The sequence below is a fragment of the Nocardia sp. NPDC049149 genome (assembly GCF_043197455.1).
GTDB lineage: Bacteria > Actinomycetota > Actinomycetes > Mycobacteriales > Mycobacteriaceae > Nocardia.
Genome location: NZ_JBICTD010000003.1, coordinates 72,970 through 98,918 on the forward strand (window position 1 = coordinate 72,970; position 25,949 = coordinate 98,918).

A 25,949-nucleotide genomic window follows, 5' to 3' on the forward strand; every position below is an offset into this window, starting at 1 on the left:
GCGCACCCTCCATCCTCGCGGATGGTGTGCCCCAGGTCATCATGTCAGGGGCAAATCCAGTACGGTGCGACGGGCAACATGAGTCGAGGCCGCTGCATTTTCAACAAGAGTCGGCGCGCGATAGTTCCAGCGTGGGGCCGCGCGTAGGCCGGGCTAGCCAATCCAAGTTATAGCGCTTGCGCATGAAACTGCCACGTGCAGTGGAGCGTAGACATGAGTTAGCGGAGCGAGCGGAGGACGATGAGAACGCTGGACCCCCGCGGGTTCGGATTGATGTGTGCGACCGGCGCGGTCGCGATCGGCCTGGTCGTGGCGGGCTGCGCCAACCGGGTCGAGGGCACGGCGAATCCCAACAACGCTGATCTAGCGGCGTACAAAACGGAGGCCGCGGCGTCCTCCGTTGCGGCGACTTCGTCCAAGCGCGCGGCGGCGCAGGCGAAAGCCGTCGCCGACAACTGCATCCAATTCCCGACCACCACGGGAGTCGGCGTCTCCAAGTACAACGAGTTCGTCGACGCGCACGACGCCAACGCGCCCGACTACGCCGCCAAGCGCGAAGCGGCGGTGTCAACCCTCGAAGACGCCGCCAACAAGGTGGAGTCCGGACTGAACCTCGGCAGAGACACGCTGCCGCCTGATCTTGTCGGAAAATTTACCGACTACGTCACAGCGGCCCGCGCGCTCGCCGACGAGACGCGCAAGATGAGCTACACCGCGCCTGTCGGGCCGCTCAACGAGGCAAGTAAGCGGGTCAACGACGCACGCAACGCCGTGAAGGACGCGTGCCCGAAGCGCTGAAACGGTCCATGACACGACATTGTCACGCGACATTCCGGGCCTATTTCTGCGGATCGGCTTGCGCTGGAGGCCATAACCATGTTCGCTTGCAACTACCTATTGTCGGGAGTTGAGGAGGACACCACCGTGGTCGCCGCGGCGGACGCGCAGAACTACGCTCAGAAGCTTGGCATTACACACGGCTTGGTTGTCCAGGAATTGGGCTGGGACGAGGACGTCGACGACGACTTGCGGGCCGACGTCGAGGAGTCGATCGGCAGCGAAATTGTCGACGAAGATTCCGACGAAGTGGTCGACGTTGTGCTGCTGTGGTGGCGCGACGGAGACGGTGATCTGGTCGACGCACTGATGGATGCGATCGGGCCGCTCGCCGACGAAGGCTTCGTCTGGGTCCTCACGCCCAAGACCGGACATCCGGGCCACGTCGAACCGAGCGAAATCGCTGAATCCGCACCGACCGCCGGTCTGACTCAGACCTCGGCGATCAGCCTGGGAACCTGGGCGGGCAGCCGCCTGGTGCAACCGAAGGCGCCCTCGAAGCAGCGCTGACCCACTTCGCTATGGTGTCGCCGGGCGGTGATTGTGCCGCCCGGCGAGAACCCGACACGATGGAGGATTTGCGATGCCGCTCGAAGTTGGCACTGTCGCGCCGGATTTCACGCTGAAGGATCAGAACAACCAGGACGTCAGCCTGTCCGATTACCGGGGCAAGAAGAACGTCCTGCTCGTCTTCTACCCCCTCGCGTTCACCGGCATCTGCCAGGGCGAGCTGTGCAAGGTGCGGGACGAACTGCCCAAGTTCCAGAACGACGACGCCGAAATCCTCGCCATCTCCGTCGGCCCACCCCCCACCCACAAGATCTGGGCCGCCGAACAGGGCTACACCTTCCCCCTCCTGTCCGACTTCTGGCCGCACGGCGCCGTCGCCCAAGCCTACGAAGTCTTCAACGACAAATCCGGCTACCCCAACCGCGGCACCTTCGTCGTCGACCGCGACGGAACCATCCGCTTCGCCGAGATGAACGCCCCCGGAGAGCCCCGTGACCAGGCGGCTTGGGAGAAAGCACTCGCCGCGCTAGATTCATAACCCGGCCGACAAGGTCGAGGGCGTATAGCTCAGCGGTAGAGCTCTGGTTTTACACACCAGCGGTCGGGGGTTCGAACCCCTCTGCGCCCACAGATATGAACGTCGAGCCCGACGTGGTGCGAGGCGGGCGTCATGGCCTAATCGTGCTCGAGTTCCGAGTATTTGACGGCGCGGCCGTAGACTTGCTCGATCGGATAGCGCTCGGCGTTCTTCCGCAGCTTCGCCTCGACAGCGTCAACGAGGTCGACTTGCAGAATATCAATGAGTCGCAGCAGGTAGATGAAAACGTCGGCGATCTCCTCCTCGACCTTCGTACGCTGCGCCGGATCGTCCATGATCGTCTGACCCTGTTCGGCGGTGAGCCATTGGAAGAGCTCGGACAACTCACCGACCTCTCCGGTCAGCGCCATGACAAGGTTCTTGGGGGTGTGGAACTGTTCCCATCCTCGCTTCGCCACGAAATCCGCAACCATGTGCTGGAGCCTGTCAATTGCCATGTTCTGGTTCTAGCAGTTGGCATTGGACGATCTATGCGACAGGCACGAACTTGTGCGGGCGATCAGCGGATCCCCGCACACCGTCGACCATCGTTCGAGAGCACGCCGAACTGACAGTCCTCACCCGTGACCGTGCCCGTCGAGCTAAAATCCGAAGATCAACAGCGGGTTGCTGAGCAGCCTGCTTTCGGATAGCCGCGCTGTTACAGGTCTCGAAAAGGTGGATTGCTGTGAAGCAAGCTGGGGGTCTGGTGAAGCTTCGAGCGTTTTGCACATCGGCGCCGGAAGTCTTGGCCCTGTCGCGAGCAGCGACGCTGGTGGCTGCAATCACTGACAACTCGGGCAAGAAGGGCAGCCCGCCGGAACGCCGATCATGGGATGCCAGCCTTCCGGTGTTGGCCAAGGTCTTGATCAGCGCGGGCCTTACTGAGGTCGCCATGCTGATCGAGTGTTCCCTTCCTGGCTCGAGTCAACGCGTCGACGCGGTGCTCGCCGGTGTCCATCCGAAGACCGGCGCCGACAGCTACGTTTTGGTAGAGCTGAAGCAATGGACGCACGCCGAGTTGGGGTGGAACAGCCCTCGGATCGTATGGTCACTCCATACGCGAGGAGATCAACTGCATCCGGCCGATCAGGTGCGAGGCTACTGCAGGTACCTGCAAAGGGACGTTGCCGTACTCCATGACCACGATGAGGTACTGCACGGGGTCGCGTATTTACACAACGCCGAACGAGAGTTTGTAGAGCCGCTCTTCCAGCTCGATCCCGATCAGTTCGGATGCCTGTTCACCGGCGACCAACGCGATGAGTTCATCGAGTATCTCCGCGCCCGGCTGGCGCCCACTTCCGGTGCCGAGGCCGCGAAACGCTTGCTCGACAGCGAGATCCAGCGAAGAACGACACTGCTGAAATCCACCGCGGCGGATCTCCGCGCGGCTGGGGATTCCTTGGTGGATAACCAGAGACTCGCGTTCGAGGCGGTGATGAACCGAATCAATCTCTCGCGCAAGGGCAATCACAAGAGCGTGGTACTCGTGACTGGCGGACCCGGTAGCGGTAAGAGCATCGTTGCAATGTCGCTACTTCAACGCCTCCGTGCGGACGGTCGTAGAGTTCGATACGCGACAGGCTCGGAAGCCATCACAAAAACGATGCGAAGAACCTACGGTCGTCAAGAGCGCGAGCTGGAGAAGCTGATCACCTACTACAAGAGCCTGACCACGATGCAAGAAGAGTGGCTGGACGTGGTTATCTGCGACGAGGCCCACCGTATCCGGCGAACCTCGACCGACCGCTACACACGGAGCGTTCTCCGGACAAAGCGTCCTCAGGTCGACGAATTGATAGAGGCCGCAAGGGTCCCGGTGTTTCTCCTCGACGAGAATCAAGTGGTCCGTCCGGATGAAGTTGGAACGATCGATCTGATCAGAGACCATGCCGCAAGAGCAGGGTTGCCGGTCTTCCAGATCAACCTCAACGGACAATTTCGCTGTGGCGGCAGCGCAGCTTTCGACGAATGGGTACTGAACCTCCTCGGCCTGCGGGCGTTCGGGCCGATGAAATGGAAAGACGACGATCACTTCACAGTCCGCGTAGCAAGCTCACCACAACAGATGGAGGCCTTCCTACGGGCGCAGATCACTGAAACGGTCTCAGCACGGATCACCGCTGGCTATTGCTGGGACTGGACACGCGAACCGGACAGTGACGGGGAGCTCGTACCCGACATAAAAATCGGCGAGTGGTACAAACCATGGAATAAGTTCGCGAACAGAATCGGCGGCCCGGACGATCCCCCGCCGAGTTGGTTGTGGGCAAACGACCCACGCGGCTTCGAGCAGGTCGGCTGCATCTATACAGCCCAAGGATTCGAGTACGACTGGGCCGGTGTCATACTCGGACCAGAGATCATCGTTGAGCGCAACCACCTTGCCGTGCGACGAGATGCCAACAAGGATAATAAGCTCAGAAGTAAAACCCTGTTCGATGAGGATTTCGACATCCTCATTCGCAATACATACAAGGTTCTCCTCACTCGAGGGATGCAAGGCGTAGTCATCTACGCTGTCGATCCAGAAACTCAAGAGCTCATCTCTGGTCTAGCAACGTCCCTTGAATAGCTGGTCCCCTCCGGCGAGGCCGGGTGTAACCCGACCGCAGACTAAGTCACCGACGATCATGATCGCTTAACGCAGTGGATCGGACGTGGTTTCGCGTCCTAGGTCACCCGGTAAGGAACACCTCAAGTTCTCCGTTGCTCGCCGAGCGGCCTCGCGGTTCCCGACGAGCAGTGTCGGTCAACTCCTGCGATTGGCCATTCGCGTATGACTGGATCGCGCAGAATAGCCTGCACGACAGCGCGAGCGGCAGATCCCGTTCGACGGCACATCTCGGCGTAGAGACTAAATCCGAAGGCCCGCAGAGCATTTCGCGGGTAGTATATAATTCTTCGGTCTTGCCCGATATGCCGGTGGCCGTGCGCACCACCGACTGCATGAGTGCATACGACTCCATCAATGCCGCCAACATCCAGAAGGGCCGGCTCGCCGTTCCACCGCGCCTCTGGTCAGCGCCGACGTTCCCGACGAATGGTTCGACTAACTGTATTCTGCGGCAGAATATTTCGTCGAGGCTCCGCGATTAGGAGGCCTGAACCCAGGTCGGTATCCGCATACTGACCTACGATCAGTCAATGGGTTTGATCGTCAAGCTGACATTTGCGCACGGTTGGCACATAAACATCACGACGTGGTGCGGAAGAGCGTTCGGTCCCTGATTATCTCCTGCGCACCCGGCAGATCCGCTAAGCGGGCGGCGACTGTAGCCGCGGCGAGGTGCTCGGGCAGCAGAGCAGAGAACTTCAGTCCGTTGACAGCACGAGGATCCACTTTGGGGAGCACCATGGTGGTGTTGGTGGCGGCGGCACGCCACTCGTCTGGCGTCAGATCAGGACGGAGCCGGATAGCGAGATCCGTTGGTCGCTGGTCGGGTTCGCTGATCGCCGCAAGGGTCTGTGCCAAAGTTGCGTTGGCACGATAGCCGGCCCAGGTCCACCAGCGGACGATATTTTTATCGCGGCCAATGATCGTTGCGTCCGCTGCGACTGTGCCGACGCGTTTGTCGCGTTGGCTGGCGAGGGCGGCAACTGCGCGGCGAGTCAGTAATACCGGAGGGTCGGCGCCGAGAATGACTTCACGCATGGCACGGGTCAGCGCATAGGACAGCCCCCGGAGACCCGAACTCGACCACTTGGCGCTGCCGCCTCCATCGGTGGGTTCTACGAAGAGGCAACGGCGCTTCCAGTCGATATAGGTGATTCGCCAGCTGCGCCCGGCGAGGAGCAGGACACGCGGGCCCGGCCGTTCCTCAGTGAGAAGTGAGGCGTCGGTTTGGCCGATCTCGTGTCGGCCCGCGAAGACAGTGAACTGCGGCGGCGCAGTGAACGCAGCAGTGAGCTCGAGGAAATTCCGTCGCCCGAAACGCTTTTCGGCCTCTGGGCCGATGAACAGCAACCCCTGGTCGTCCTCGAGGAAGCCGGCGTTCCGCAGGTGTCGTAGGATCGGCTCGCCGGAGCGGTCGAATGGAGATAAGCCGTTCCACTCCTGTGCCCAGATTCGGTCGCCGAGTGTCCCCTGCTGCAGGGTTACGGCGAGGATCTGCTGAGCGATCAGATGCCGAGGTTCCGGCGGAGCAACGACCGGCTCCACCCAGCCTCGTCCCCAAAGCAGCAGCAGCCCGGCAGCTTGCAGTACGGCATCGTCACTGGTGGTGAGGAATAGACAGTTGCGTGTGTTACCGGTTCGTCGGCCGGTGCGGCCGATGCGCTGCAGGAAGGATGCGACGGTGCCGGGGGAATCAATCTGAATGACACGATCCAGGTCGCCGACGTCGATGCCCAATTCGAGGGTGGAGGTGGCGACAATGACGGTATCGCGGGCTTCCGCGAATGCTTGTTCGGCGCGGCGACGTTCGTTGGCGGATAGCGAGGCGTGCGAGAGGAACACCGTGATCCCGCGGGCTCGCAGTGCAGCGCCGAGTTCCTCGACCTGACGACGGGAATCACAGAATACGAGCCGTTTTTCGCCGCGGTGCAAGGTAGCGATCACCTTGGCGGCATTGTCGAGCGAGCCGACGTAGTCCAGTTCGACCTCGCCCGGTGGTGGCTCCGGCGAAACAGGGTGTTGCGCTGGGGTTGTCGCTGCGTCGAGATCCGGTGCGACGACACGACCGGGACGGACCCCCGCTCCCGAGCCCTGCAACCAGGTCAGCAACTCGTCCGGATTGCCGACCGTTGCCGATAGTCCTACGCGCTGGATCGGTTGTCCGGTCACTCGCTGCAAGCGTTCCAGTACCGCCAATAGGTGCCAACCGCGATCATCGCCGGCGAAGGCGTGCACCTCGTCGATTACCACCACACGGACCCCGCCGAGCAGATTGTTGTGATCGGTCTTGACTCCGATCAGCATGGCCTCCAACGATTCCGGAGTGGTGAGCAGAATGTCGGGGGGCGCCCGACGGATACTGTTGCGTTGGGATTCACCGACGTCCCCGTGCCACATCGCGGCACGACGGCCGAGCCATTGAGCATAACCATCGATCCGGGTGACGAGGTTGTTCAGCAGCGCCTTGAGCGGGCACAGATACAGCACCGAAACGCCATGCCAGTCTCGTTGCGCCATAGCGCTGAGCAGCGGGAAGCAGACCGCTTCGGTCTTGCCGCCAGCGGTTGGGGCGAGCAGTACGGTGTCGTTCCCGGCGAGTAGCGGTTCGATGGCTGCTTTCTGCAGCGGCCGAAGGTCGGGCCAGCCCAATGTGTTGACGATGTGATGGAGTACGACCGGGTCGAGCCGATCGATCGGATCTGCTCCCTCGCTACGCTTGATCACAGTTCCAGGTCGATTTCATCGGCTCTGGTGAGGTTCCGTTCGGCGGTAGTGAGCTCGGTCGGCGTCACCGTCAGCCGATAGTGCTGTCGTGGATCGAAATCGGGGTACTGGTCGATACGGTCGAGCACATCGCCGACTAATTTCTTCAGGAACAATCGCGGCGCCACACCGACTTTGCCGCCGAGCGCCCCGCCTACCGCCGCCGCGAGGTCGGCGACATACGCGTCGTCGGCAACGGCGCGAATCGGGTCGCCGTTCGCGGAGTCGTGCGAGTACAGGTCGCGGATAGTGATTCCGAGCTGGGTCAAAGACTCGAGAGTGAAACCGGGCAGGCGTAGTTGCACCGCGCGCGGGTTGTCGAAGCGGGGATCTGTGGTGAAATCGGTGGCCAGCCGCTGCGCCAACGGCGCGAGCCGCTGCACGCCCTGTTGCCCGTCGTAGAAGGCGGGCGTCCCGGTGATCAGGAGATAGAGGCCGGGAAAGCGACCCGAGTACACCTCGTCGATGAGCTGGCGCAGAGCGTTGAGGGCCTTGTCGCGGGCGTCGGACCGCACCCGCTGCAACGTCTCGACCTCGTCGAGCACAACCAGCAGCCCGCGGTGCCCGCTATCGCGGAGGACGACCAGGAGGCCCTGCAGGAAGCCGAGCGCGCCGAAATGGTCCAGATCGCCGCGCACTCCGGCGGCCCGTCGCGCTACCGCGGCGACATTCGGCTGTCCGCCCAACCATGCCAGCACTGCGGCGGCACTCGATTCGTCATCGTCCAGGATGGCCTTGCGGTAACCCCGCAGCGCGGTTGCGAAAGACGGTGCGTGCCTGGATACTTCGGCGAGACGCGCCGTCATGAGCCGCTCTACGACTGCGGACAGTTCGGCGTCGGAGGCGCCGTCGGCAAGCGCGTCCTCCTCCAATGTGTAGAACCAGGCGTCGATCACCTGGCGGAGGGCACTGGGTGGGAAGCTGGCAGTGGTGAGCCGCTCTGTGAGCCGCCGGTACACGGTCTCCAGCTTGTGCAGCGGAGTTTCCGTCTCCGAGACCTGGATTTCGGAGACCGCGAAGTTGCGACGCTTCGCGCCTTCGGCCAACCACCGCGCAAAGAACGTCTTGCCTGAGCCGTACTCACCACGCACTGCCTTGAACACCGACCCGCCGGAAACGACCGTGTCGAGCTCCGCGTCGATCGCCGCCTCGAACCGGTCGAGTCCGGTAGCGAACAAGTCGAGCCCTGCCTCGGGTACGGCCCCGCGCCGCAGTGCGTCGATCACCAGACGACGGCGGACCGCGCTCACGGGCAGAGGCTGCACGCTACTCACAAGCCCAGTCTCGCATGTCATCTGCCCGGCCAGACCCGTGCCGACGTACCGAGCCGTTGGATTTCGGTTCTCGAAACCGACCCGCGCGGTCACAACCCGAACTGGGTGCGCAACCGTGCAGCATCCAGTTTCAGGGTGCGACCGTCGCCCAGGGTTTCCAGCACGGTTATACCGTCGAAGTTGAGCAGCTGACTGAGAATAGCGGCGAAACCGCTGGCTCTGACGGATGGATAACCTACGCGCTGCGCCAGTGCGGTGATGGGGAGCGGGCCTTGGAGCAGGGCCCGGAGGGCTTTATCCACCGTCACCGGCTGCGGAGGCCTGGCAAGTAATGCGCGCTGGCCCTCGAAGATCTCCGACCCGAGCAGCCGGTTGACCAAGTCATCCTCGACGACGTTCGATGGGAACGGCGATGGAGCTGCCGGAGTATCGGAAAGTTCGAACATCGGCTCGAGGCCGAGCAGCCGTTCCTTCGACACGCGATCGACAGAGCGGCGTCGTACGGTGGTGTCCTGCGGTGCCTGCACGGCCGGGGGCGCAGGCCGATCCGACGACCACCAGTATGGGGACTGATCGCCGATCTGCCGCCAGATCGGTTGCCGCGAGACGGTGGGCGGCTCTATACCGAACGGCAGGAACGCAAGGATCGGAATGGCGACCTCGGCGAGCGAAGCGCCGCCGTGGTAGCCGGCCTGGCGGGTTGTGTAGCGGGAATCGTTGTCCCACAACGCGACAATAGCCGAGTCGGATTCGCCTACCTGTGGCCACTGGACGCGCGGGCCGGACAACGCGATTTCAGTGTCGGCCAGCGGCTGCGACGTGTCCGGATTGCGATGTCGAGCCGATTGCCATTCGGCCACTTCAACTCTCACACTGTGCCGGTCGATGACATGTCCGTGGTCGCTGGTGATCAGTACCGCCATGCCCTGGTCGGCACCGGCCCGCAGGAGCGCCCGCAGATCGCCGATCTCGCGCAGTTCCCAGTCCGTGTCGCCGAGCTTCAAGTCTTTGTCGAGTGCGTTGTCGATGGTGTTCAGTACGACCGCGATGTGCTGGTCCGGGTTGAGCAGGGCGGCGGTGAGATCGTCGCCGAAGGGTTGTCCGTTCTCGCCGCGCAGGTCGTTCAGGTGAAAAACGGTGGCCGTCTTCTTCGAACCCCAGAACCGGTGCCGCGGGAATTCGCGCTTCTCGTCGTTTTGATCGCCCCGTGTCAGTTTGCCGGCGAACAGGGAGGTCCGTGATATCGCGGTAAGGCTGGGCAGTGCCGCTGCCATCGCCCGGCGACGGGGATCGCCACCCTCCGGGTAGGGGTCGTATTCGTTCCAGCCGTTCAGCAATTGGTCGGCCAGTTCCGTGGCGATTGCGGCACTCATTCCGTCCAAGACGAGCAGTAGCACGCGGCGATGCCCGGCAATGGGCGCGACTACTCGGGCGAGGAATGATTCGACGGTGAGCATCCGGCCGGGGGCAGTACCCGCCGCCGTCCACACCGCGAGGCTTGTGGCGAATTCGCGGTCCAGGTCACGTCGGCGCTGACGGACGTTGTTCACGAGCGTGCGATAGGGAATCTTCAATGCCGGATCGGTGTCACCACCGGCTTCCAGATAGTCCAGAGCCCTGTCTACCCAGCAAGTTTCGCGCATGTGCCGATCGAGCGCCTCGGCGACCGTGTCCGTAGCGGTCTCGGGGTCGTCTGCGAGCCAGCGGGCGAGTCGCTGTGCCATCTCGACCCGGGTGATGCGCACCTCGAGTTCTGGATCACCAGCGAGGCGGTGTTCGAACAGCCTTTTGGTTGCCTGGGCCACTACCGCGGAATCGTTGCGCCCCAGGGCATTTCCGACGGCGGTGAAACACGCTTCGAGTCCGGCCCGCAGCACGGGGCTGTTCTGAGCAGCGGCGTCCGCACCGAGCTCGCGCACCAACTCGCCCGCGCGCCGCAGAATCGGGTCGACGATCTGACGGGCTGCACGGGCAGACTGAGACCAGGGGGTGCCGCCGTCGGGCCCGCCCAGGTGGGAGTTCGCCCTGCGTGCACGGGGGTCATAGGCGCGGGTCAACTGAACATCGAAGTATTCGAGGCAGGCACGGCCGAAAACCGTTACGCGGCGATCGAGTTCTTCCGCGCTTACCGCGGGGTTGTCGCCCAAGCGACGTTCTGCGCGACCGCGCGCCTGATAGGTGGCGCTGTCGGGAGCGGGATGCAGCCACAAAGCCGCTGCCACGAGTCCGAAGGCCACCGCATCGCCACCATGACCGGCGCGGACCAGATCGATCAGCACGGATCCGGCCGCACCGGCCTGCTCGCCATCGGTGAGAAACGTCGTCAGACCGTCACGTTCCGCATCGCGGAGATCCAGCAGCAATTCAGGACTGCCCGGGGTATGCGACCAGTGCAGCAACGTGGCCGGATCGATACGGTCGGCGTTCGAGGACGGCAGTCGCAGCCGCCGGGAAGCTAAGGCGGACAACGCCTCTCCCCTGGAGAGCACGCCGGGCACCCGGGGCCAGCCGTCGGGGCCGGCGGCATCCAGGAGTGCCTCGGCTGCCCACACTTCGCGTTTGATCCATTCGTCGATTCCGGTGGACCCGAAGGCATTCCGGACGATGTCCCAGCGATCTACCAGGTTGATTCTTTTCCGGTGGGTACGGGCCAGGATGGCCGGATCGAGGTCTTCATGTTCGCAATCGGTGAATATCACCAGCACCTGTGGCGCACCGTCGGTCTCCAGGTGGCGCAGCACGAGTTCGTGGACTGCCAAGGCGGAGGGTGCGGGCGCAACGCGGGCGTGACGGTCCCCGATCGCAAGCTCGGCCGGCCCCTCCCAGTCAGGTTCGGCCCGCAACAGCACGACAGTCCGCTCGCCGCGGCCCGCGAGCGCGTCGGTGAGTCCGTGGCCGGCCGAAAGATATTGGGCGACATCCGCAGTCTTCAGCCGGGGCAGCGTCGTCGTGCTGTGCGTGGCCGTATTACTCACTCGATCACATCCCAGGTCACCACGATCCGGGCAGTTGGCTCGCGGCGCGCGAAGTCCGCCACCTCACGCTCCAGCTCGCCGATGGCATGTCGGGCGTCGACGGCGCTGAAGCGTCGCGTCCCTGAACGCGCGGGACTCCCGGGTGCTGGATCTGCGTGTACCGGAGGATGATTCGACTCCTCGCTCAGATCGATGTGTTCCGCGCGCTGCCCCGTCTCTAGACGTGGCGTCGGAGTCGACTCCTCCGTATCGAGCGCAGTCGTGATGGCGTCGGCGGTATCGGTGAGCTTGGCGACCAGATCGTCGGTGAACTGGTCGGCGCGGGCGGTTGCGCGCAACGATTCCAGCAGTCGCTCACCGGATGCACCCAATCGCTTGTACAGCCGCAGTGTCCCCCACGGGGCTGTGTCGAGGGAGTCGGCGACGACGCGTGCTTGCTTGAGAGACGCGCCGAGATGCTGCGGTGCTGCCGCACCGAGATCGAATCCGGCGAAGGCTTCCACGGTCTTCTTGGCAGTGGGGGAACCGCCTTCGTTTGCCGTCGACACCGCCGCCAACAGGGCGGCGGCACGGTGCGCCAGCGCCAGACGATCGGAGCCGTCCAGGTTCAGGAAGGTGATGTGGCTCTCCAGCTGCCGCACCAGCGCAGTGGCGGGTTCGGTGAACTCGCGCGCGAACGTGGTGAGCTGGCGTGCCAGCTGCTGCACCATCGGGCCGCGCAGTAGCGCCGGTGCCTTGTTGCCGGTGATCGCTTCGAGGCGATGCCGTGCTGTGTCCCAGCTGGCTTCACTCGGCAGCGGCTGTTTACCCAACGCATCAATGGGTTTGAGTTGACTCGGCTCGGGCAGAGTGTCCTGCGATACGCCGGCCCGCACCCATACCCGATCGTCCATGGCCGCGAAGGCCGCGATCACCAGATTCTTCAAGAACTCGTCCAGGCCGCGCGGCGGCCGATCGGTCCATTTGGCCAGAGTGGTGACCGGCAGGTCGCCGGTGACGCCGTCGGTGGCCGCGAAACGGCGGAAGTCGTCTGCCCAGCGACGCGACAGCTCGAAGTATGCCTCCTTCTGTTCCCCCAGCCCGAGTGGGACCGCGATGCGCTGCATTATTTTGCGGTCCTTGGCCGGTATCTCCACGCGGCCGTCCCGGGTTTCCGCGGCCGAACGCACATGGGTGAATACGGTTTTCGCGTCTGCGGATCGCACCGGGCTACCGATATCGTCGGAGAAATCCGGGTGCGCGGGATACTGGTGCGCGAGCATGACGCCCGCGAGATGGCGGATTCCGTCGTGCATCGTCGAACCGAACGGAAGCCGCAGGTCGGCGATCTCGGGCAGCGGCTGCAGATGGTCGTCGAAGACGTTCTGCACATCGGTCTCGACCTTGGCGTCGAGCCCGTACGCTTTCTTGAACGCCCCTCGCATCTGATTCATCAACGTATCGCGCTGGGTGCTCAGTAGGTTCCATGCGGTGGCGCGGTTGTCGGCGTTGAGATGGCTTGCGTACTGGCTGTCGAACCGGCCTCTGTCGGCAATCGCCTTATCGATGATGACCAGCTTCTGAAATCCGTCCCACCGCGCCTTGGACAGATGGTCCGGCAACCAGGCGACGGTCTGGGTGGGACGATCCTGCTGTTTGGCGCGCAGCTCACGGACGCGGGTGGCGTCCTCTCGGGCGGTGTGGTCGTCTTCGTCGAACGGCAGATCAATCACCAGCCGCCACAGACTGCTGTCATAGGGTTGCAATTGGTTGTCGGGCAGCTCGTCTTCATCACGGACATTTCCGAACACCACTTCGACGGTCCGGTTCGAGCCGCGCCACACGAACCGCAGCGGATGGGAGTTCGACACATCGGTGCCTGGATCGATGCCGAATTCCCCAATCAGCAATCGCTTTGCCAGGGCGGCCCGATTGGCGCGAGTGTTGTTGACGCTGGCGTTGGCGAGCACCATGTCGACGTTGACGCCGGTGAGCTCCAACCGCACGCCGGGATTGGCATCCGGCTCACTGTATTTGATCTCGGCGAACTGGCCCGCCCACTCACGAATCTTGTTTGCAATGACGCCGACGGCAAGGGGGTCGATGGGGTTCGTGAACGACCCGAAGTTGAGCGCGCTCAGGGTTCGGGCACTCAACTCGGTCATGGCGCTAGCGCCAGGCGCGAGCGCTGACAGCAGCAGCGTGCACATCAGCCGATTGTCGGCCACGAACTGTTTACAACCGTTCACGACTTTCTGGTCGGTGAGGTGCTCGGGCCGGTGCAGGTAGGCGTCGACGTCGTCCTCGGTGACCTCGTACAGCCGCAGCAGATAGGGGCGAAGATCGTTGCGGTACAACCGGTCTGCTGCTTCGAACATGACGCGCTTGTCGGCAACGAACGGCCGGTCGCCGCCGGCGGTGAGCACTTCGTAAAGGTCGCCGAGCGGGATCAGTTCTCCCAGCCGCAGGTTGTCGCGACGTTGCGCCAGCAGCTCACCCATGAGTTTCAGGCCCGTGCGGTTGCGTTGGAGGTCGGTGGACATGTGCACCAATGTCGACAGGAACGCTGGCGAGAACGGGTACGAGAATTTGAATGACGCCTCGTCCGCGCCGGTGGACCGGTCGGAGCCTAGCAGCGTCACCCAGGCCGCTGACCCACTTCGCTTGGCGGCAGCGAACGCGGCGTCGATCTGCGCCTCGGCGTCGCCGCCTTCGATCGGTTTCAGAAGGCGCTCGTGTGCGATCTCCGGCAGGTTGCGGTCCTCGAGCTCGATCACGTCGAACCGGCCGGAGGCGAGTTCGAGATTGTCGTGGATGGCGGCCGCATACGCGCCGGATGCCTCATCGCCCAGCAGTTCTCGCGGATCGCGCTGGCGGGCGATGAACGACACGATCGGGATGGCGCGGCGGGTGTCGCCGCCCTCCCGGAAGTTGGTCATCTTCCCCGTCTCGCGGGCTACGAACTTGTGGTCGTGGATCTGGGTGTGCAGCCACAGCACCAGCTCGTCCAGGAACAGGATGAGACCGTCATAGCCGATGGATTTCGCGTGCTCCGCGATCACCGACAGGCCGGCATCCAGGGAGATGAACCCATGCTCGTCCTCGGCGGCATCGCGGGTGAACCCGGTGATGAGAGTCGTGCTGGCATCACCGACCAGCTTGGCGCGCAACTCCTGCGGGGTCTTGGGTTCAACCAGATCGAGTGCGTCGCTCGGCTCATGCGATTCGGCCGCGCTCATAGCGGTGTCGAGTTTTTCCACCGTCCAGAATGAGATGTCACCCCACTCGTCGCCCTCATCGCCCTCGTAGATCGAGTTGAGCGCCTGGAGGACGAAGTCGTCGCCGCCTGGCCGGGCGCGCATTCCCGCGAGACTGTCGAACAGCGCATCGGTGCGATACACCTGCGGCAGATGCACATTCGGGTCCATCGCGCGTACGTGCTCCACATACCCGCCGAGTACTCGCTGCTCGAGGGACTTCGCGCCCAGCATGTGGTACGGCACCAACAGGAAACGGCGTCCATCGGCCTGCAGCCATTCATGTTTGGCCAGCACCGGCGCGAACTCTTTGCGCGACCGCGCCGCGGAATTGATCGCAGAGTCGTTGGACAACAGCGCGTACAGCACTGCCATGAAATGCGACTTACCCGAACCGAACGAACCGTGCAGATAGGCCGGTTTGGAGGCGCGACCGTCGAGTGCGGACTTGATCAGCGCGAGCGCCTGATCGTAGTTGGCCAGCAGTTGCTCGGTGATCACATACTCGCGCACAGCCTGCACGAACGTTTCCGGATCTGCCACCGACTCGACCAAGCCGAGCACATAGTCGGACGTGGAGATGTGTTCCTTGATGTGGATCAGGTCCCGCAGCAAGGGTTTTGGAGTGCTGGGTTTCGGTGCCACTGTCACTCCTCTGTCTTGCGCGCTCGGGTAGCTTTTCTGGCGCCGGTGGCTCGGCCGCGGGTGGCGGCCGCCGGACGCCAGGCCAGCAGGTCGTCGTCGGCCAACCCGTGTTCACTCTGAATCTGACGGCGGTACCCGGCGAAGAATTCGGACGGAGGGCCGCTATAGGCGTCATCGAATTCGTTGTGCCACTGGTACAGCCATGGCTGCAACTCCAGCAGACCGGCCAATAATGGGGTGATCTGCTCGGTATCCAGAGCATGTGTCGTGAAATACGTTGCGAGAGCTTGAGCTTGCTCTCGGTGATCCCAGCCTGCCCAGCCGTAACGATGCGGAGTGGGGGTGTTGGTGTCACCGTAGGAGATGAAGCGCTCCTTCGGGACGTCCAGTTTGCCGCGAGCCTGCCAGAACGAGGTCCGCAGGAAATCAGTGCTGGTGTACCTGGGCGGTAACGGGATTGAATCGCGAATCTTGAGCTGTTGCTCCAAGTTGGAGGCGTTGTCCTCCTGGCGCTGGAGGTCCCAGACGTGCTCCCAGTCGGCGCGTTTGCGTAGGCCGGATGGCTTGTAGCGCAGGGCGGCCAGGAAGGGGACGTGCTCCTCGGTGAGTAGATCTGCTACCACTTTCGCCAGGTCTTGGCGTGGTGCGTAGATCGCGGCGACCGAGGCGAAATCCTCGTCCTGCGAGAGAAGGTCCGTCAGGCGGTGCAAGGCACGGATGACCGGTTGGTCGTTCTCGTCGTACCACACGTCACGGCGTTCCATGCGGTCGAGGAGCCAGGAGCGGAGGGCCTTGCACTGCAAGGCATCCCAGCCCTCGGTCGCCCAGCGGCGCTTGTACTCGGGGCGCTCGATCATGTTGATGGCGCGGTTGTTTTCGATGGCGTCGATGCGCTTTTCAACTACGCGCTTATAGGAATCCGGCCAGCCGGAGGGGATTTCGGTGACCTGGATGGAATCATGTCGAGTGAACCAATCACCCGGAGCCTCACCCACCGCGACGCGGCGAGCCAGGAGGATCTCGAAAGCCCGCTCCCCCAATACAATTTCTGGCACAACGGCTTCGGGAGCGCGAAGGTCTTGGGAATACAGCCCGTAAAGGGAGTACACCTGCCAGTCAAGTTCCTCCTGGAGTGCAATCATGCGGTGCCGAACCGCACACCATCGGGACTGGGCAATACGCAACGAGGCAATCGTCGGTGCCTCAGTTGCCACAATCGCAGCAGGGCTTGTCCGACTCAGCTCACAGGCTAATCGATCGAGCTCCTCGCCGAGATGCGCAGGGAATTCTCTGATGAGCGGAAACTTCTGCAGTTTGGTTCCCGTGAACTCGTAGAAGTCATCGAAAGGTACTCGTGACTGGCGGGCCCCCTTATCGTCGACAGTGCTGCCCTTGTTGTGGCTCACCATCTTGAGCCAGAAGCAGGCGGTGGAGCTGTTGAGAAGCCCGAGTAGAAACAAATGCTCCTGCTCGGTTGCCCCTTCAGGCAGCTTGATCACCGGCGCGGACTGCTTGAACACCTTCCCACCCCGATCCAACGCAAAATGGTTGTGCGTCGCCACGAACGCGAAGGGGATGCCGAGTTGCACTCTATAGCGGTCGGCGAAGAACATTGAGTACTCGAACCATGTGAGGCCCCTGCTAATCTGACTGTTACCGAATGCAACTCGGTTGCGCAAAAGCGCGCGATGCGGCCAAAGCATCCGCAGAACAGACTCCGAAGCCTCTGCATCGAGGGATTCGGGACTATATGGCCAGATAGATAGCGTCGGCTCAAGGACGCAGTAATCTCTTACTTCTGTTCCTTCAACGATATGGCGCTGATGGCTCGTATCGACGCGCTGCCGACGAAGATATCCGCCGCCAACCATATACGCACTGTCTTCACGTGTGATTGCGCCTGTGCCAATCTCTTTCGTTGCTGATGCAAGAGTAAGCGAACCAGCCTGACCTAGTCGTTCGACCATCTCAAGGCCGCCATCGACCAGAATCCACGGCTGCTTACCAAAGTATCGCTTTCGATCGAGGTCGTCCACTGAAACCCACTGACCTATAAACCCGGGATTGTCGATCTGATCGACAATTTCCCGCCATACGAGACCATTCTCGGGTTCGGTGGGAGCTTTGGGTTCACCTCGCACGCTTCGCACCGTGCGGATCGTCGGTCTCCGGCTGTCACCAGATTGTGGTGTGCCGACCAAGATCACGGTCGGTGTGCCGTGCCCCGGAATATATGCGCCGGACGTATCGATCACTTCGGTGAGTTGCACGTTCTTCGCAAAGTACTCGTCGATGAGCTTGGTGCCGAACTCGCGTTTCATGAACGAGTTGGCGGTGATTTGCCCAACTCGGCCGTACCCCATTGAATCGGAGCCGCTGTGCATGGCGAGTTCGAAGAACCGGGCTGCGAAGGGAACTGACAGCGCGTACGCCCCCGAGCAAACGTAGGAGTAGTCCTTCCGATAAACCTCGTTGAGCATCTTGTCCTTGACGGTGATGTAAGGCGGGTTGCCGACCACCACGTGATAGCGCCCCTTCTCCAAGATGCGCGGATGCTCGGGCAGATCCTCGGTAGCGTAGGAGAATTCGGCGAGTGGGTCTCCACTGCTGGTGCCGCTGTAGGCAAGTTCGAGCTGTCGGTTGTGAATGAGCGAGTCACCGATCGCCAGGTGGATTGGCCACTCGTATTTGGCGGCCTTGGTGAGCGTGTCGACCTTCGCCGCAGCCATCGCCGCGACCAGCAGCCGGAAGCGGGCGATAGCAATGGCGAATGGGTTAAGGTCCACGCCGTGCACCGAATCCAGTGCTGCCCGCACTTGCTGATGCAGGCCTTTCCCGCGCGGCTGCACTTCCCATGCCTCGACCAGCCGACGGAACGCCCCAAGTACGAAATGCCCTGAGCCGCACGTCGGGTCGATCACCTTCAGCTCCTCGTGCCCGAACTCCTTGAGAGCTGGCGTCATGGTGCGATCGAGGATGAACTCTTCCACGAACACCGGGGTCTGCAGCAGTGCGTACGCCTTGCGCGCATTCTCCGACAGATCCTGGTAAAGGTCGCCGAGGAAGCGGGTGCTCCATCCTTCTCTACCACCCTCTCGCAGCGGGTCGGTGAAATCGTGCACCAGGTGCCCGCGTTCGTTTCTGGTACGCCAGAATTTGACCAGCGCGCCCGCGCCCTCGTGCGACAACGGCACCTGATACAGCGCGTTATGGGCCGGGTCAAACAGGAGCTTCCCTGCTTGACCGGCGCCGAGTTCGGCGAATGCACGCAGCAGCCAACCGCGGTAAGTGGGATCGGGATCGGATTCGACGTAGGCGTCATAGCGGGCCTGCGCCAGACCACGGCGGTCAGTACTGGGTCCGGTCAGGTATGGCTCGGTGATGAGCTGATTGTCTTCGCAGAAGCGGACAAATACGGTGCCCAGCACCCAGGCCGCGGCCACCTGAGGGACACGGCCCGGGAACTTGTCGTCGCCTGCCAGCCACTTCGACCAGGTGGCGGCGGTACGGCCGACCTTTCTGGCTTGATGATATTCATCGAGTAATTGATCGCGCGCCGCACGGGCGGCATCGGTGCCGGGATGCTCGACCTGCTGGGTCAGGTCTTTCTCGACCGCCACTACCTGCTTGCGAAGGTCTGCCAACAATACGACGCGGTCGATCATGCTGACACTCCTGTGTTGTCGGCGTTGATGTTTCGGCTACCGGACCGGTGCGTGTTACGGACCCAGTCGTCGGTCAGCACAATCCACTCGCTGAACCCGGCCAGGAAAGGAACTGCGACCGTGCCAAGGCGTGGTTTGCGATCGGGGTCGTCCTGGGGGCAGAGCATCCACAGTCCGCGACCGCCGTGCCGCGCCTGCTCCGCCAACCGGTTCAGTACGCCCATGGCGTCATAGCGTGCGAAGACCAAGGTGTCTGTGATGAGCACCGGGCCAGCCGTCGCAGCCAGGCGCGTACGCACCTTTGGTTCGATTCGGCCCCATGCGGTGCGTGAGTACTCGGCGAACCGGATCGCGCGCTTGCTGCCCGGTTCGGCGGCGTCGGCCATGAGGATTGTCGCCCAGGTCGGCTTGCCACCGACGGGAATCAGATCATGCATGACGGACAGGAAGAGCCCGGTCATTGAAATCGGCTCGGCCGCAAACCGACTCGAGATCTCGCTGGCAGCCAGATTGGCGAGCGAAGAACGCACTGTCAGCACTCGGAAACCGTCGCGGCCCGCCGCGGCGGTGAGCTGTTCCTCGGCGCGGGACGCCGCGGCCACCGCCGGGTCGTCGGCCCAGCGGCCGTTCCGGAAGGTGGTGGCGGTGGATCGGCGGCCCGACCAGACCGACATGGAGCTGAAGGCATCTATTCCGTGGGTCGGTAGATAGCGGGTTATGCCCTCGGAACTGGTCTCCAGCACCAGATCGAAGCCGGCATTACGCAGTGCGGCAGTGAGTTCCGAGCCGACCGGAAGCACCCGTCCTGCTCCGAGTTCCGGGAAGCGAGCACGAATCCGCTCGTGCACCTCCTCGACCCGTATACCGGGCTGACGCTGGCGTTCCAGGCCCGGGGTCAGGCGGACCAAACCCGCCTGGGTGAGGCGGGCCGCCCTTACCAACGGGAGAGTCAGTGGGTAGATCTCCAATCGCGGTGTGGCCGCGGCGTTCCGCGATGCGCCCACTGCCATCTGCACCAGCCGCCGCTCGTCCCAGCCCAGATCGGACCACTCGACGACGCCCGGCGGCACGTCGATAGCGCTCAACCGCTCCAGCACGGTGGCAGGGGTGGGGAGAGTCTCCGAATCTGCCAGCCGATCCGCCGCCCCACCCAACCGTGCCGCATAGCCCAATAGTGCCTTCACCGAAGGTGTTTCGGACGGATCGTTGTCTTCGTCCACCTCCAGGGCCAGCACCACCGGCAGGGCGCCGTCGCGGGGTTCGTTGCACTTGAACGCCGCCTGATCCGGCGTCAACTGTTCGGCTTCCACGACCGCGCGCAGCACCGCCACGGCCAGCGACCGCCGCAGCGCACGACCGTCGAGGCGGGTGCCGCGGCGCAGGATCAGGGCGTCGGCAAGCTCGATAATGGAAGCGACTCGACCGAATTCCCTCAGTAACTCCAGGATTTCATCGCGTACCGCAGATATGGCGTTGGATTTACGCCACTTCTGCCGCATCTGCCGGAGCGACTGCGAGATGGCAGGCGAGCTGACGCCCATCGACGCCGCCACCGCCGACTTCGTCGGCCACACGCCCAGATCGGGCAGGTCGTCCACACCTGGGACCTGAAGCAGCCGGGTCACCATGTCGACCTTCTTGGCGTTGGACCCGTTGTTATTGAGTACCGGCACCAGCTCCGACACGAGGGTATCCAGGCTCAATGCCTGCAGCGCCGCCGCATTGCCCAGATCCGCTGCGGCGGATTGTGCTTCGTTCAGCTCTTCCTTGGCAGCGAGGCGGCCTTCGGTCGTGAGTGGGGTGGGTGTGGTGCGGCGCAGCAGTCTTCCCCACTGCTTCTGACGGCCCTGGATCTCGATGCGGGTGCGCGCACCCAGGCCGGGGGCGTTGATGAGGTTGCGCTGGCTATAGTCGAGTAGATCGCCAACCGTGTTGATGCCGAGCCCGTACAGGAACTGCTCGGCTGCTGCCGTCAAACCTGCAGTCGCCAAGGGTGTTTCGCAAGTCGCCTGCTCAGCGATCCGGTTGCGCTCCTGCGCGGATGTCTCCGCATCCGCGGGCGCGAGGCCCGCGACGCCGGCCTGTGTTTCGGAACCGGGTGCACCGTCGGTCGTGTCAACGCCCGGCTGCCTGGTCCGCGGTCGGGAGGGCACCGATCGCACCATCTCCAGGAAGATTCGCCGCCACTCGTCCCGCATTGGCTTGAGGTCGTCGAACCGTTGTGCGGCATTCCGGTGCAGTGCTCTGCGGAAGAACCCGATCAAGCCGTCCCGGATCGACGGATCGAATGCGTCCGTGGCAATCTCCGGGTAGGGCAGTTGTTTCGGATCGGTCTGCCGTGCGGCGACCGAGCCGTCACCCCAGCGCGGAAGTTCAGCCGACGCCATCTCGTGCAGCGTGACCGCCAGCGCGTAGCGTTCTGCGTGCGCGTCGTAGTTGGTGCGGTTGATCGTTCCGATGAACGGATCCAGGTAGCCGTCGGTCCCCGCATCGGTGTCCTTGGCCGGATAGCCGGCCAGCGAGAAATCGATGAGGACCAGCTGGCGAGTTCTATTGGGGCGCACACGGATCGCAATGTTGTCCGGCTTCAGGTCACGATGCCAAATGCCCTCGCCCTCGAGGAATTCAACTGCGCCGAAAAGGTATTCGGCGTATGCCTCAAGTTCGTCCACCGTGAGGCGGCCGTTCTCGCGGAGGTGTCGCGCCACCGTCTCTTCGCTCCGGCGGCGCTTGCTCCCCGCGTCCGTCGGCGCAACCAATCCCCTTTCGTCGCCGACGTATTCGAGCAACAGGCCGGTCCGGTCACCGATGTGGACGATCCCCGGCTCGACCGATTGAATGATGCGGGCATCCTTGCGCAGCCGCCGCATCACCTCGGCTTCGCGGGTCAGCACTTCGGCACGGCCGTCCGACAACGCCACCTTCAGCACCGCGAAGGCTCGCGCGTCCTTTGCCTGCGGGTCCGCGGCGAGATCACGCACCAGGAATGCACGACTGGTCGAGCCGGTGCCGAGCCGTCGCCGCACCTCCCAGCGTCTGTCGAGGACATCGCCGGCGACCGCCTCCAACGGATCGATCTCCGGCGCAACCGGTTCCGGTTCCGCGGGTGTGCGCAATCCGGTCTCGATGAGTTCCAGCCACTCCAGGAACTCGTCCACCGTAGAAATCCGGCGCTCTGGCTGATAAGCGGTAGCGGCTTCGACCAGCTCATCGACGTCGGGATGCAACCCGTCCACGATCGCGCCTGGCCGTAATCCTTCACCTGCCTCGAGCCTGGACAGCAACTCCGCCTGGGTCGTGGCCGGAGGTCGGCCCGTCACCAGCAGGTACGTAAGCATGCCCAGGCCATAGACGTCCATCTCGATGGGCCTGGGCCGGGGGGCGGCGAGCTCCGGCGCCAGGTACACCTCGGTGCCGGGAGCCAGATGCGCCGTCGTGAGATTCGTGGTCGCAGGGCCGCTCAGACCCGGTCGGCTGGCGGTTCCGTGCTGGGCGGCGATTTGCCAGTCCGAGATCTGCAGATACGGTGTGCGCCAACGGTCTTGTTCCCCAAGTTGGCGGCCACTCCGGTCGCGCAGTCGTGGGATCACGTGCACCGAGTGTGCAGCCAGGCCGCGGTGGTAGATGCGTCCCGAGTGTGCCGCACGCATCGTCTCCGCCAGCTGGCGCACCAGCTGCAGCCGGTCGGCGAGGTCCAGAATGGCGGCATGACGCGACACGAATTCGTCCAAACGCACTGTGGCCGGATCGTATTCGAAGATCAGCGCCGGACCTGCCGGATGCGCGCCGGAGTCGATATCGACGAACCGCACCACGCCGGGATGCCGGAATCGGCCTAGTACCGCCGCCTCTCGCTTTGCCGAGTCGTAAACCGACTTGCGCGCCTCGGCATCCGCGCCGCGTTCGGAGACGTAGATCCGGACGCGCGCCAGTGTGCCCAGATCGGCATGTTCGGCCCGGTAATCGCTCCAGGTCGGGCCTATGTCGAATGGCTTGTGTTCGAGCCGGTATGCGCCCACCGTGAAATCAGCTTCGCTGCGGCCGATTCCGACCTTCTGCAGCGCCCGAGCGACAGACTTCGCCCGCTGGGCGGTCATCCGGCGGCGCTCGTCGAGCACCGGTCCAGCCAATACTCGTATCAGCTCCGCGATGGTGTGTGTATTCGCGCGGTCGCCCGGCGGCAAGTTGAACGTCAGATCCTTGTTGGTCAGGCAGACATGACTCGTCACGAAGACCCGCTCGGCCCCGAGGTGTGGGCCGAGCAACCCGGCCAATTCCTTGGCCTTCTGCTCATTGAGATGCAACGGGCTGCGGTGATGCCGTCGACCTCGACCGTCCAGCTTCTGCACCCAGTCGCCATCTTCGACGGTGAGTCGGCCGCGCCAGTCCTTCAGCTCAATCATGTGGACCCCGTTGGGCGCGATCACCAGCAGGTCGACCTCACGTACGTGTCCGTACCGCTCGGTGAAGGTGAAGTTCGACCACGCATACCACGGGTCGGCATCAGGTAGCGCGACGCGGATGACCTCCAAGCCGCGGCGTTCGTGCTCGAAACCTGACTCGGTAACAGTCGTCCACCGATCCATTTCCATGCGTCGAACCTCGTTCTCTTTGCCATCACGTTCCATCGATGGCCGGTAATCGGTCAGCCCTCGAAGTCACTCTCGCCAGCGAGGGTGCTGACTGGGATTGACCTCATTCCAGCGCGCTGAATCCTGAGGCCCGGCAATCCTTTCTGATCCCCACCACACCGCCGAACAGGTCGGCGTACATATCCCCCGCTACGTACCCTCCGAATGCAATCGGCGAGCGCGGGCCGACGTTACCTGCCGAGTCGCCGGTGATCGACTGGAAACGGTTGATTTTCACCTTGAGACCTGTTGCGGCAGTGTTGATATGAGGCCACCACGGCTCGTCGGTCCGCGAACGGTGACGGGTCCGTTGAACGAGTCTCACCGACCGAAGATGCACTGCAGCAAATAGATTGAGCATGCTGGCATAACTCTCCCCTCGGAGGTCGGTCTCCCAGAACCTGTGCTGATTATCCAATGAATTCGGCTGGTAGACAGCAAAAGATGCAAGACTGCCGTGAAACATGCGCCGTTGCCATCCTGCAGAACCATGTTTGGAGGCCCTACGCCAGTTACGGCCGAGTTGACTGCGGAATGCTTGTGTTCGCGGTGGGCCATTGGTTCGCCGATGGATTGCTGCTTGGTCAAGACTATTGGCGTGTCGTGCTGCGACACGCCAATCCTCTCGACGACTTTGGCGCGGCTGGGCGAGCCCGCGTCTGGACGGCCGATCATTGCAATCAAGGCGAGCTGGTGTCCCCACACGGCCGTGATGCGCGATTGGAAGCCCTGCGCGCACCGCGACCCCATCGCGAGTGCACCCAGGTGGTGGATCAGCTTGTTGAGGCTGGACGCCAGTGAGTCCTACTGCGCCAGCTGCGAACCCGGTGACTGCCGCCGATTGGTCGCCAAGCTTCGCCCGCCCCCACCACTGCTTCAACCGCCCTCGGCGCATACGTGGCGGCAGAGGCGAGGCTGCTGCTGTCGACGGCTCGATCTTCGGGACAATCAGTTCCCCTGGGGATGAAAGGCGTTACTACATCGGCGGGAGGTCCACCCTATGGCAAACGAGATCAGGTGAAAATCATTCAGACAGCGGACACCGGTGCACTCAACCGTTCGACAGATAAGCCGCATCGAACGGTCGCGTGCAAGCGAATCTTGCTGAGCAACTGGACAACTCACCTTTACCAAATCGGAAGCCGTATACCTCAGCACCTCGACCATGAATACGGTATTGTTTACGGTCGATCCCGGGAATCACACCAGAGGCCAACATGAAACGATGACTTTCGGTGAAAGCACTCCCGCTGAGCCGTGTGGCCACCAAATTGTGAAGGTCCTCGAAATCCCTGACGCACAGCGACTTTCCTTCATAGTAGACTATCTGGGCGCTTCGGGTAGACGGTGGACAGTGGTGAAACGCTCCCAACTCCGATATACGCGGACACTGCCGGTCACGCTTAGCTCAGAGTTACACCCGGTTGCCATTCAGTTGCTACCGATCCAAGTTCGCCTCCGTTCTCGGCGTGTCGACACACTGCACCCCCGGTTCTACCGACAGCCGTCAGACCAAGGTCGACCCGCTAGCCGCATCGGGGTACCGCGTTGGCCGAGGGCGCGGTTGATGCTGCTGGCCGGGAAGCCGGCGAGACTGCTGCACGCAACCAGCGAGTGGCCTTCGAGATAGAGCTGTTCGGCACGGTCGATGTCTGCTTCTGTCAACGACTGATACCGTCGTGCGACGCCGCGTTTGGTCAGCAAGGCAAGGATCGCGCTCTTGGACACGCGATAACATTCGGCGAGTTCCGCCGTGGATGCCCCGTCTCGGTATGCCTGGAGCAACTCCTCGACCACGGACTGCGGCAGCCGACGTTCGACACGCCGAGGGATTCGGTGTTTCGACTTGGCTGGCGATGCCCGTTTGCGACCGCGCTGCACAGCTGATACATCCTCTAACTCGATCTTCGCACGGGCAGCTTCAAGTTCCCGCAGCTCAGCACGGTTTGAATAACGTCCCGCTAGGTCCACAAGCGAACATCGAGCTAGAGCCCATTTCCGTGGGGCAACACCAACTCTGCGAGCGCACCGCGTGGGACAGACGTGGGGCACCCGAAGGAACGAGCCCAGGTTTCGGCGGCAGGTTCTCCGACGACCTGGACGGTACCGAGTGGGAGGGCTGGACTCTGGACACGGCAACCGGTCAATGGCGCGACCAGCACGGCAACCTGGTCGATGAGGAGCCGCGATAACCACCACCGGCGGGAAGCTTTGCC

At 63.1% G+C, this 25,949-nt stretch carries 13 protein-coding genes and 1 tRNA gene; 6 read left to right on the forward strand and 8 right to left on the reverse strand.

Annotated features, from left to right (window positions below; genetic code table 11):
- Positions 1 to 240: 240 nt before the first annotated feature.
- The 4 genes from ACGFNJ_RS11265 (at position 241) to ACGFNJ_RS11280 (ending at position 1,975) form a co-directional block, all read left to right on the forward strand.
- Complete coding sequence (locus ACGFNJ_RS11265) at positions 241 to 798, forward strand: hypothetical protein (protein WP_393446082.1); 558 nt, start codon at positions 241 to 243, stop codon at positions 796 to 798.
- A 126-nt stretch (positions 799 to 924) separates the two neighbouring features.
- Positions 925 to 1,347 (forward strand): DUF3052 domain-containing protein, encoded by a 423-nt coding sequence (locus tag ACGFNJ_RS11270; protein WP_069166959.1) that lies wholly within the window; start codon positions 925 to 927, stop codon positions 1,345 to 1,347.
- A gap of 73 nt (positions 1,348 to 1,420) precedes the next feature.
- Positions 1,421 to 1,885, forward strand: coding sequence for a peroxiredoxin (locus ACGFNJ_RS11275; protein ID WP_069166958.1), 465 nt, complete (start codon positions 1,421 to 1,423; stop codon positions 1,883 to 1,885).
- An 18-nt stretch (positions 1,886 to 1,903) separates the two neighbouring features.
- Positions 1,904 to 1,975 (forward strand) — tRNA-Val (locus ACGFNJ_RS11280).
- 47 nt (positions 1,976 to 2,022) lie between these two features.
- Here the strand turns inward: ACGFNJ_RS11280 and ACGFNJ_RS11285 are convergent.
- A complete protein-coding gene (locus tag ACGFNJ_RS11285; RefSeq protein ID WP_393446085.1) occupies positions 2,023 to 2,382 on the reverse strand; it encodes a nucleotide pyrophosphohydrolase in 360 nt (119 codons plus the stop codon).
- A 230-nt stretch (positions 2,383 to 2,612) separates the two neighbouring features.
- On the opposite strand from ACGFNJ_RS11285, the gene ACGFNJ_RS11290 reads away from it, so the two are divergent.
- A complete protein-coding gene (locus tag ACGFNJ_RS11290; RefSeq protein WP_393446087.1) occupies positions 2,613 to 4,502 on the forward strand; it encodes a DNA/RNA helicase domain-containing protein in 1,890 nt (629 codons plus the stop codon).
- 621 nt (positions 4,503 to 5,123) lie between these two features.
- On the opposite strand, the gene ACGFNJ_RS11295 is transcribed toward ACGFNJ_RS11290, so the two are convergent.
- The 7 genes from ACGFNJ_RS11295 to ACGFNJ_RS11325 all read right to left on the reverse strand — a co-directional run bounded on the left by ACGFNJ_RS11295 (position 5,124) and on the right by ACGFNJ_RS11325 (position 24,199).
- Positions 5,124 to 7,193, reverse strand: coding sequence for a DEAD/DEAH box helicase (locus ACGFNJ_RS11295; protein WP_393446089.1), 2,070 nt, complete (start codon positions 7,191 to 7,193; stop codon positions 5,124 to 5,126).
- A gap of 71 nt (positions 7,194 to 7,264) precedes the next feature.
- Positions 7,265 to 8,602, reverse strand: a complete 1,338-nt coding sequence (gene brxD, locus ACGFNJ_RS11300; protein WP_393446091.1) for a BREX system ATP-binding protein BrxD — start codon at positions 8,600 to 8,602, stop codon at positions 7,265 to 7,267.
- A 68-nt stretch (positions 8,603 to 8,670) separates the two neighbouring features.
- Positions 8,671 to 11,556, reverse strand: a complete 2,886-nt coding sequence (pglZ, locus tag ACGFNJ_RS11305; RefSeq protein ID WP_393446093.1) for a BREX-2 system phosphatase PglZ — start codon at positions 11,554 to 11,556, stop codon at positions 8,671 to 8,673.
- Positions 11,553 to 15,437, reverse strand: coding sequence for a phage resistance protein (locus ACGFNJ_RS11310; RefSeq protein ID WP_393446095.1), 3,885 nt, complete (start codon positions 15,435 to 15,437; stop codon positions 11,553 to 11,555). The genes pglZ and ACGFNJ_RS11310 overlap by 4 nt, the downstream gene beginning before the upstream one ends.
- A 2-nt stretch (positions 15,438 to 15,439) precedes the next feature.
- Positions 15,440 to 19,102 (reverse strand): BREX-2 system adenine-specific DNA-methyltransferase PglX, encoded by a 3,663-nt coding sequence (pglX, locus tag ACGFNJ_RS11315; protein WP_393446097.1) that lies wholly within the window; start codon positions 19,100 to 19,102, stop codon positions 15,440 to 15,442.
- A complete protein-coding gene (pglW, locus tag ACGFNJ_RS11320; protein ID WP_393446099.1) occupies positions 19,099 to 23,694 on the reverse strand; it encodes a BREX system serine/threonine kinase PglW in 4,596 nt (1,531 codons plus the stop codon). Before pglW ends, pglX begins: the two co-directional genes overlap by 4 nt.
- Before the next feature lie 103 nt (positions 23,695 to 23,797).
- Positions 23,798 to 24,199 carry a hypothetical protein gene (locus ACGFNJ_RS11325; RefSeq protein WP_393446101.1) on the reverse strand — a complete coding sequence of 134 codons (402 nt, stop codon included), beginning with the start codon at positions 24,197 to 24,199 and terminating at the stop codon, positions 23,798 to 23,800.
- Between the two features lie 1,082 nt (positions 24,200 to 25,281).
- Between ACGFNJ_RS11325 and ACGFNJ_RS11330 the strand changes: the two genes are divergently transcribed.
- Positions 25,282 to 25,620: a hypothetical protein gene (locus ACGFNJ_RS11330; RefSeq protein ID WP_393446103.1), complete on the forward strand. Its 339-nt coding sequence runs from the start codon at positions 25,282 to 25,284 to the stop codon at positions 25,618 to 25,620.
- Positions 25,621 to 25,949: the final 329 nt, after the last annotated feature.

Excerpts from the sequence above, each read along its gene's own strand:
- ACGFNJ_RS11325 (WP_393446101.1), bottom strand. The coding sequence starts at position 24,199 with ATGTTTCACGGCAGTCTTGCATCTTTTGCTGTCTACCAGCCGAATTCA.
- ACGFNJ_RS11265 (WP_393446082.1), top strand. The coding sequence starts at position 241 with ATGAGAACGCTGGACCCCCGCGGGTTCGGATTGATGTGTGCGACCGGC.
- pglX (WP_393446097.1), bottom strand. The coding sequence starts at position 19,102 with ATGATCGACCGCGTCGTATTGTTGGCAGACCTTCGCAAGCAGGTAGTG.
- ACGFNJ_RS11275 (WP_069166958.1), top strand. The coding sequence starts at position 1,421 with ATGCCGCTCGAAGTTGGCACTGTCGCGCCGGATTTCACGCTGAAGGAT.
- pglW (WP_393446099.1), bottom strand. The coding sequence starts at position 23,694 with ATGGAAATGGATCGGTGGACGACTGTTACCGAGTCAGGTTTCGAGCAC.
- brxD (WP_393446091.1), bottom strand. The coding sequence starts at position 8,602 with ATGACATGCGAGACTGGGCTTGTGAGTAGCGTGCAGCCTCTGCCCGTG.
- ACGFNJ_RS11285 (WP_393446085.1), bottom strand. The coding sequence starts at position 2,382 with ATGGCAATTGACAGGCTCCAGCACATGGTTGCGGATTTCGTGGCGAAG.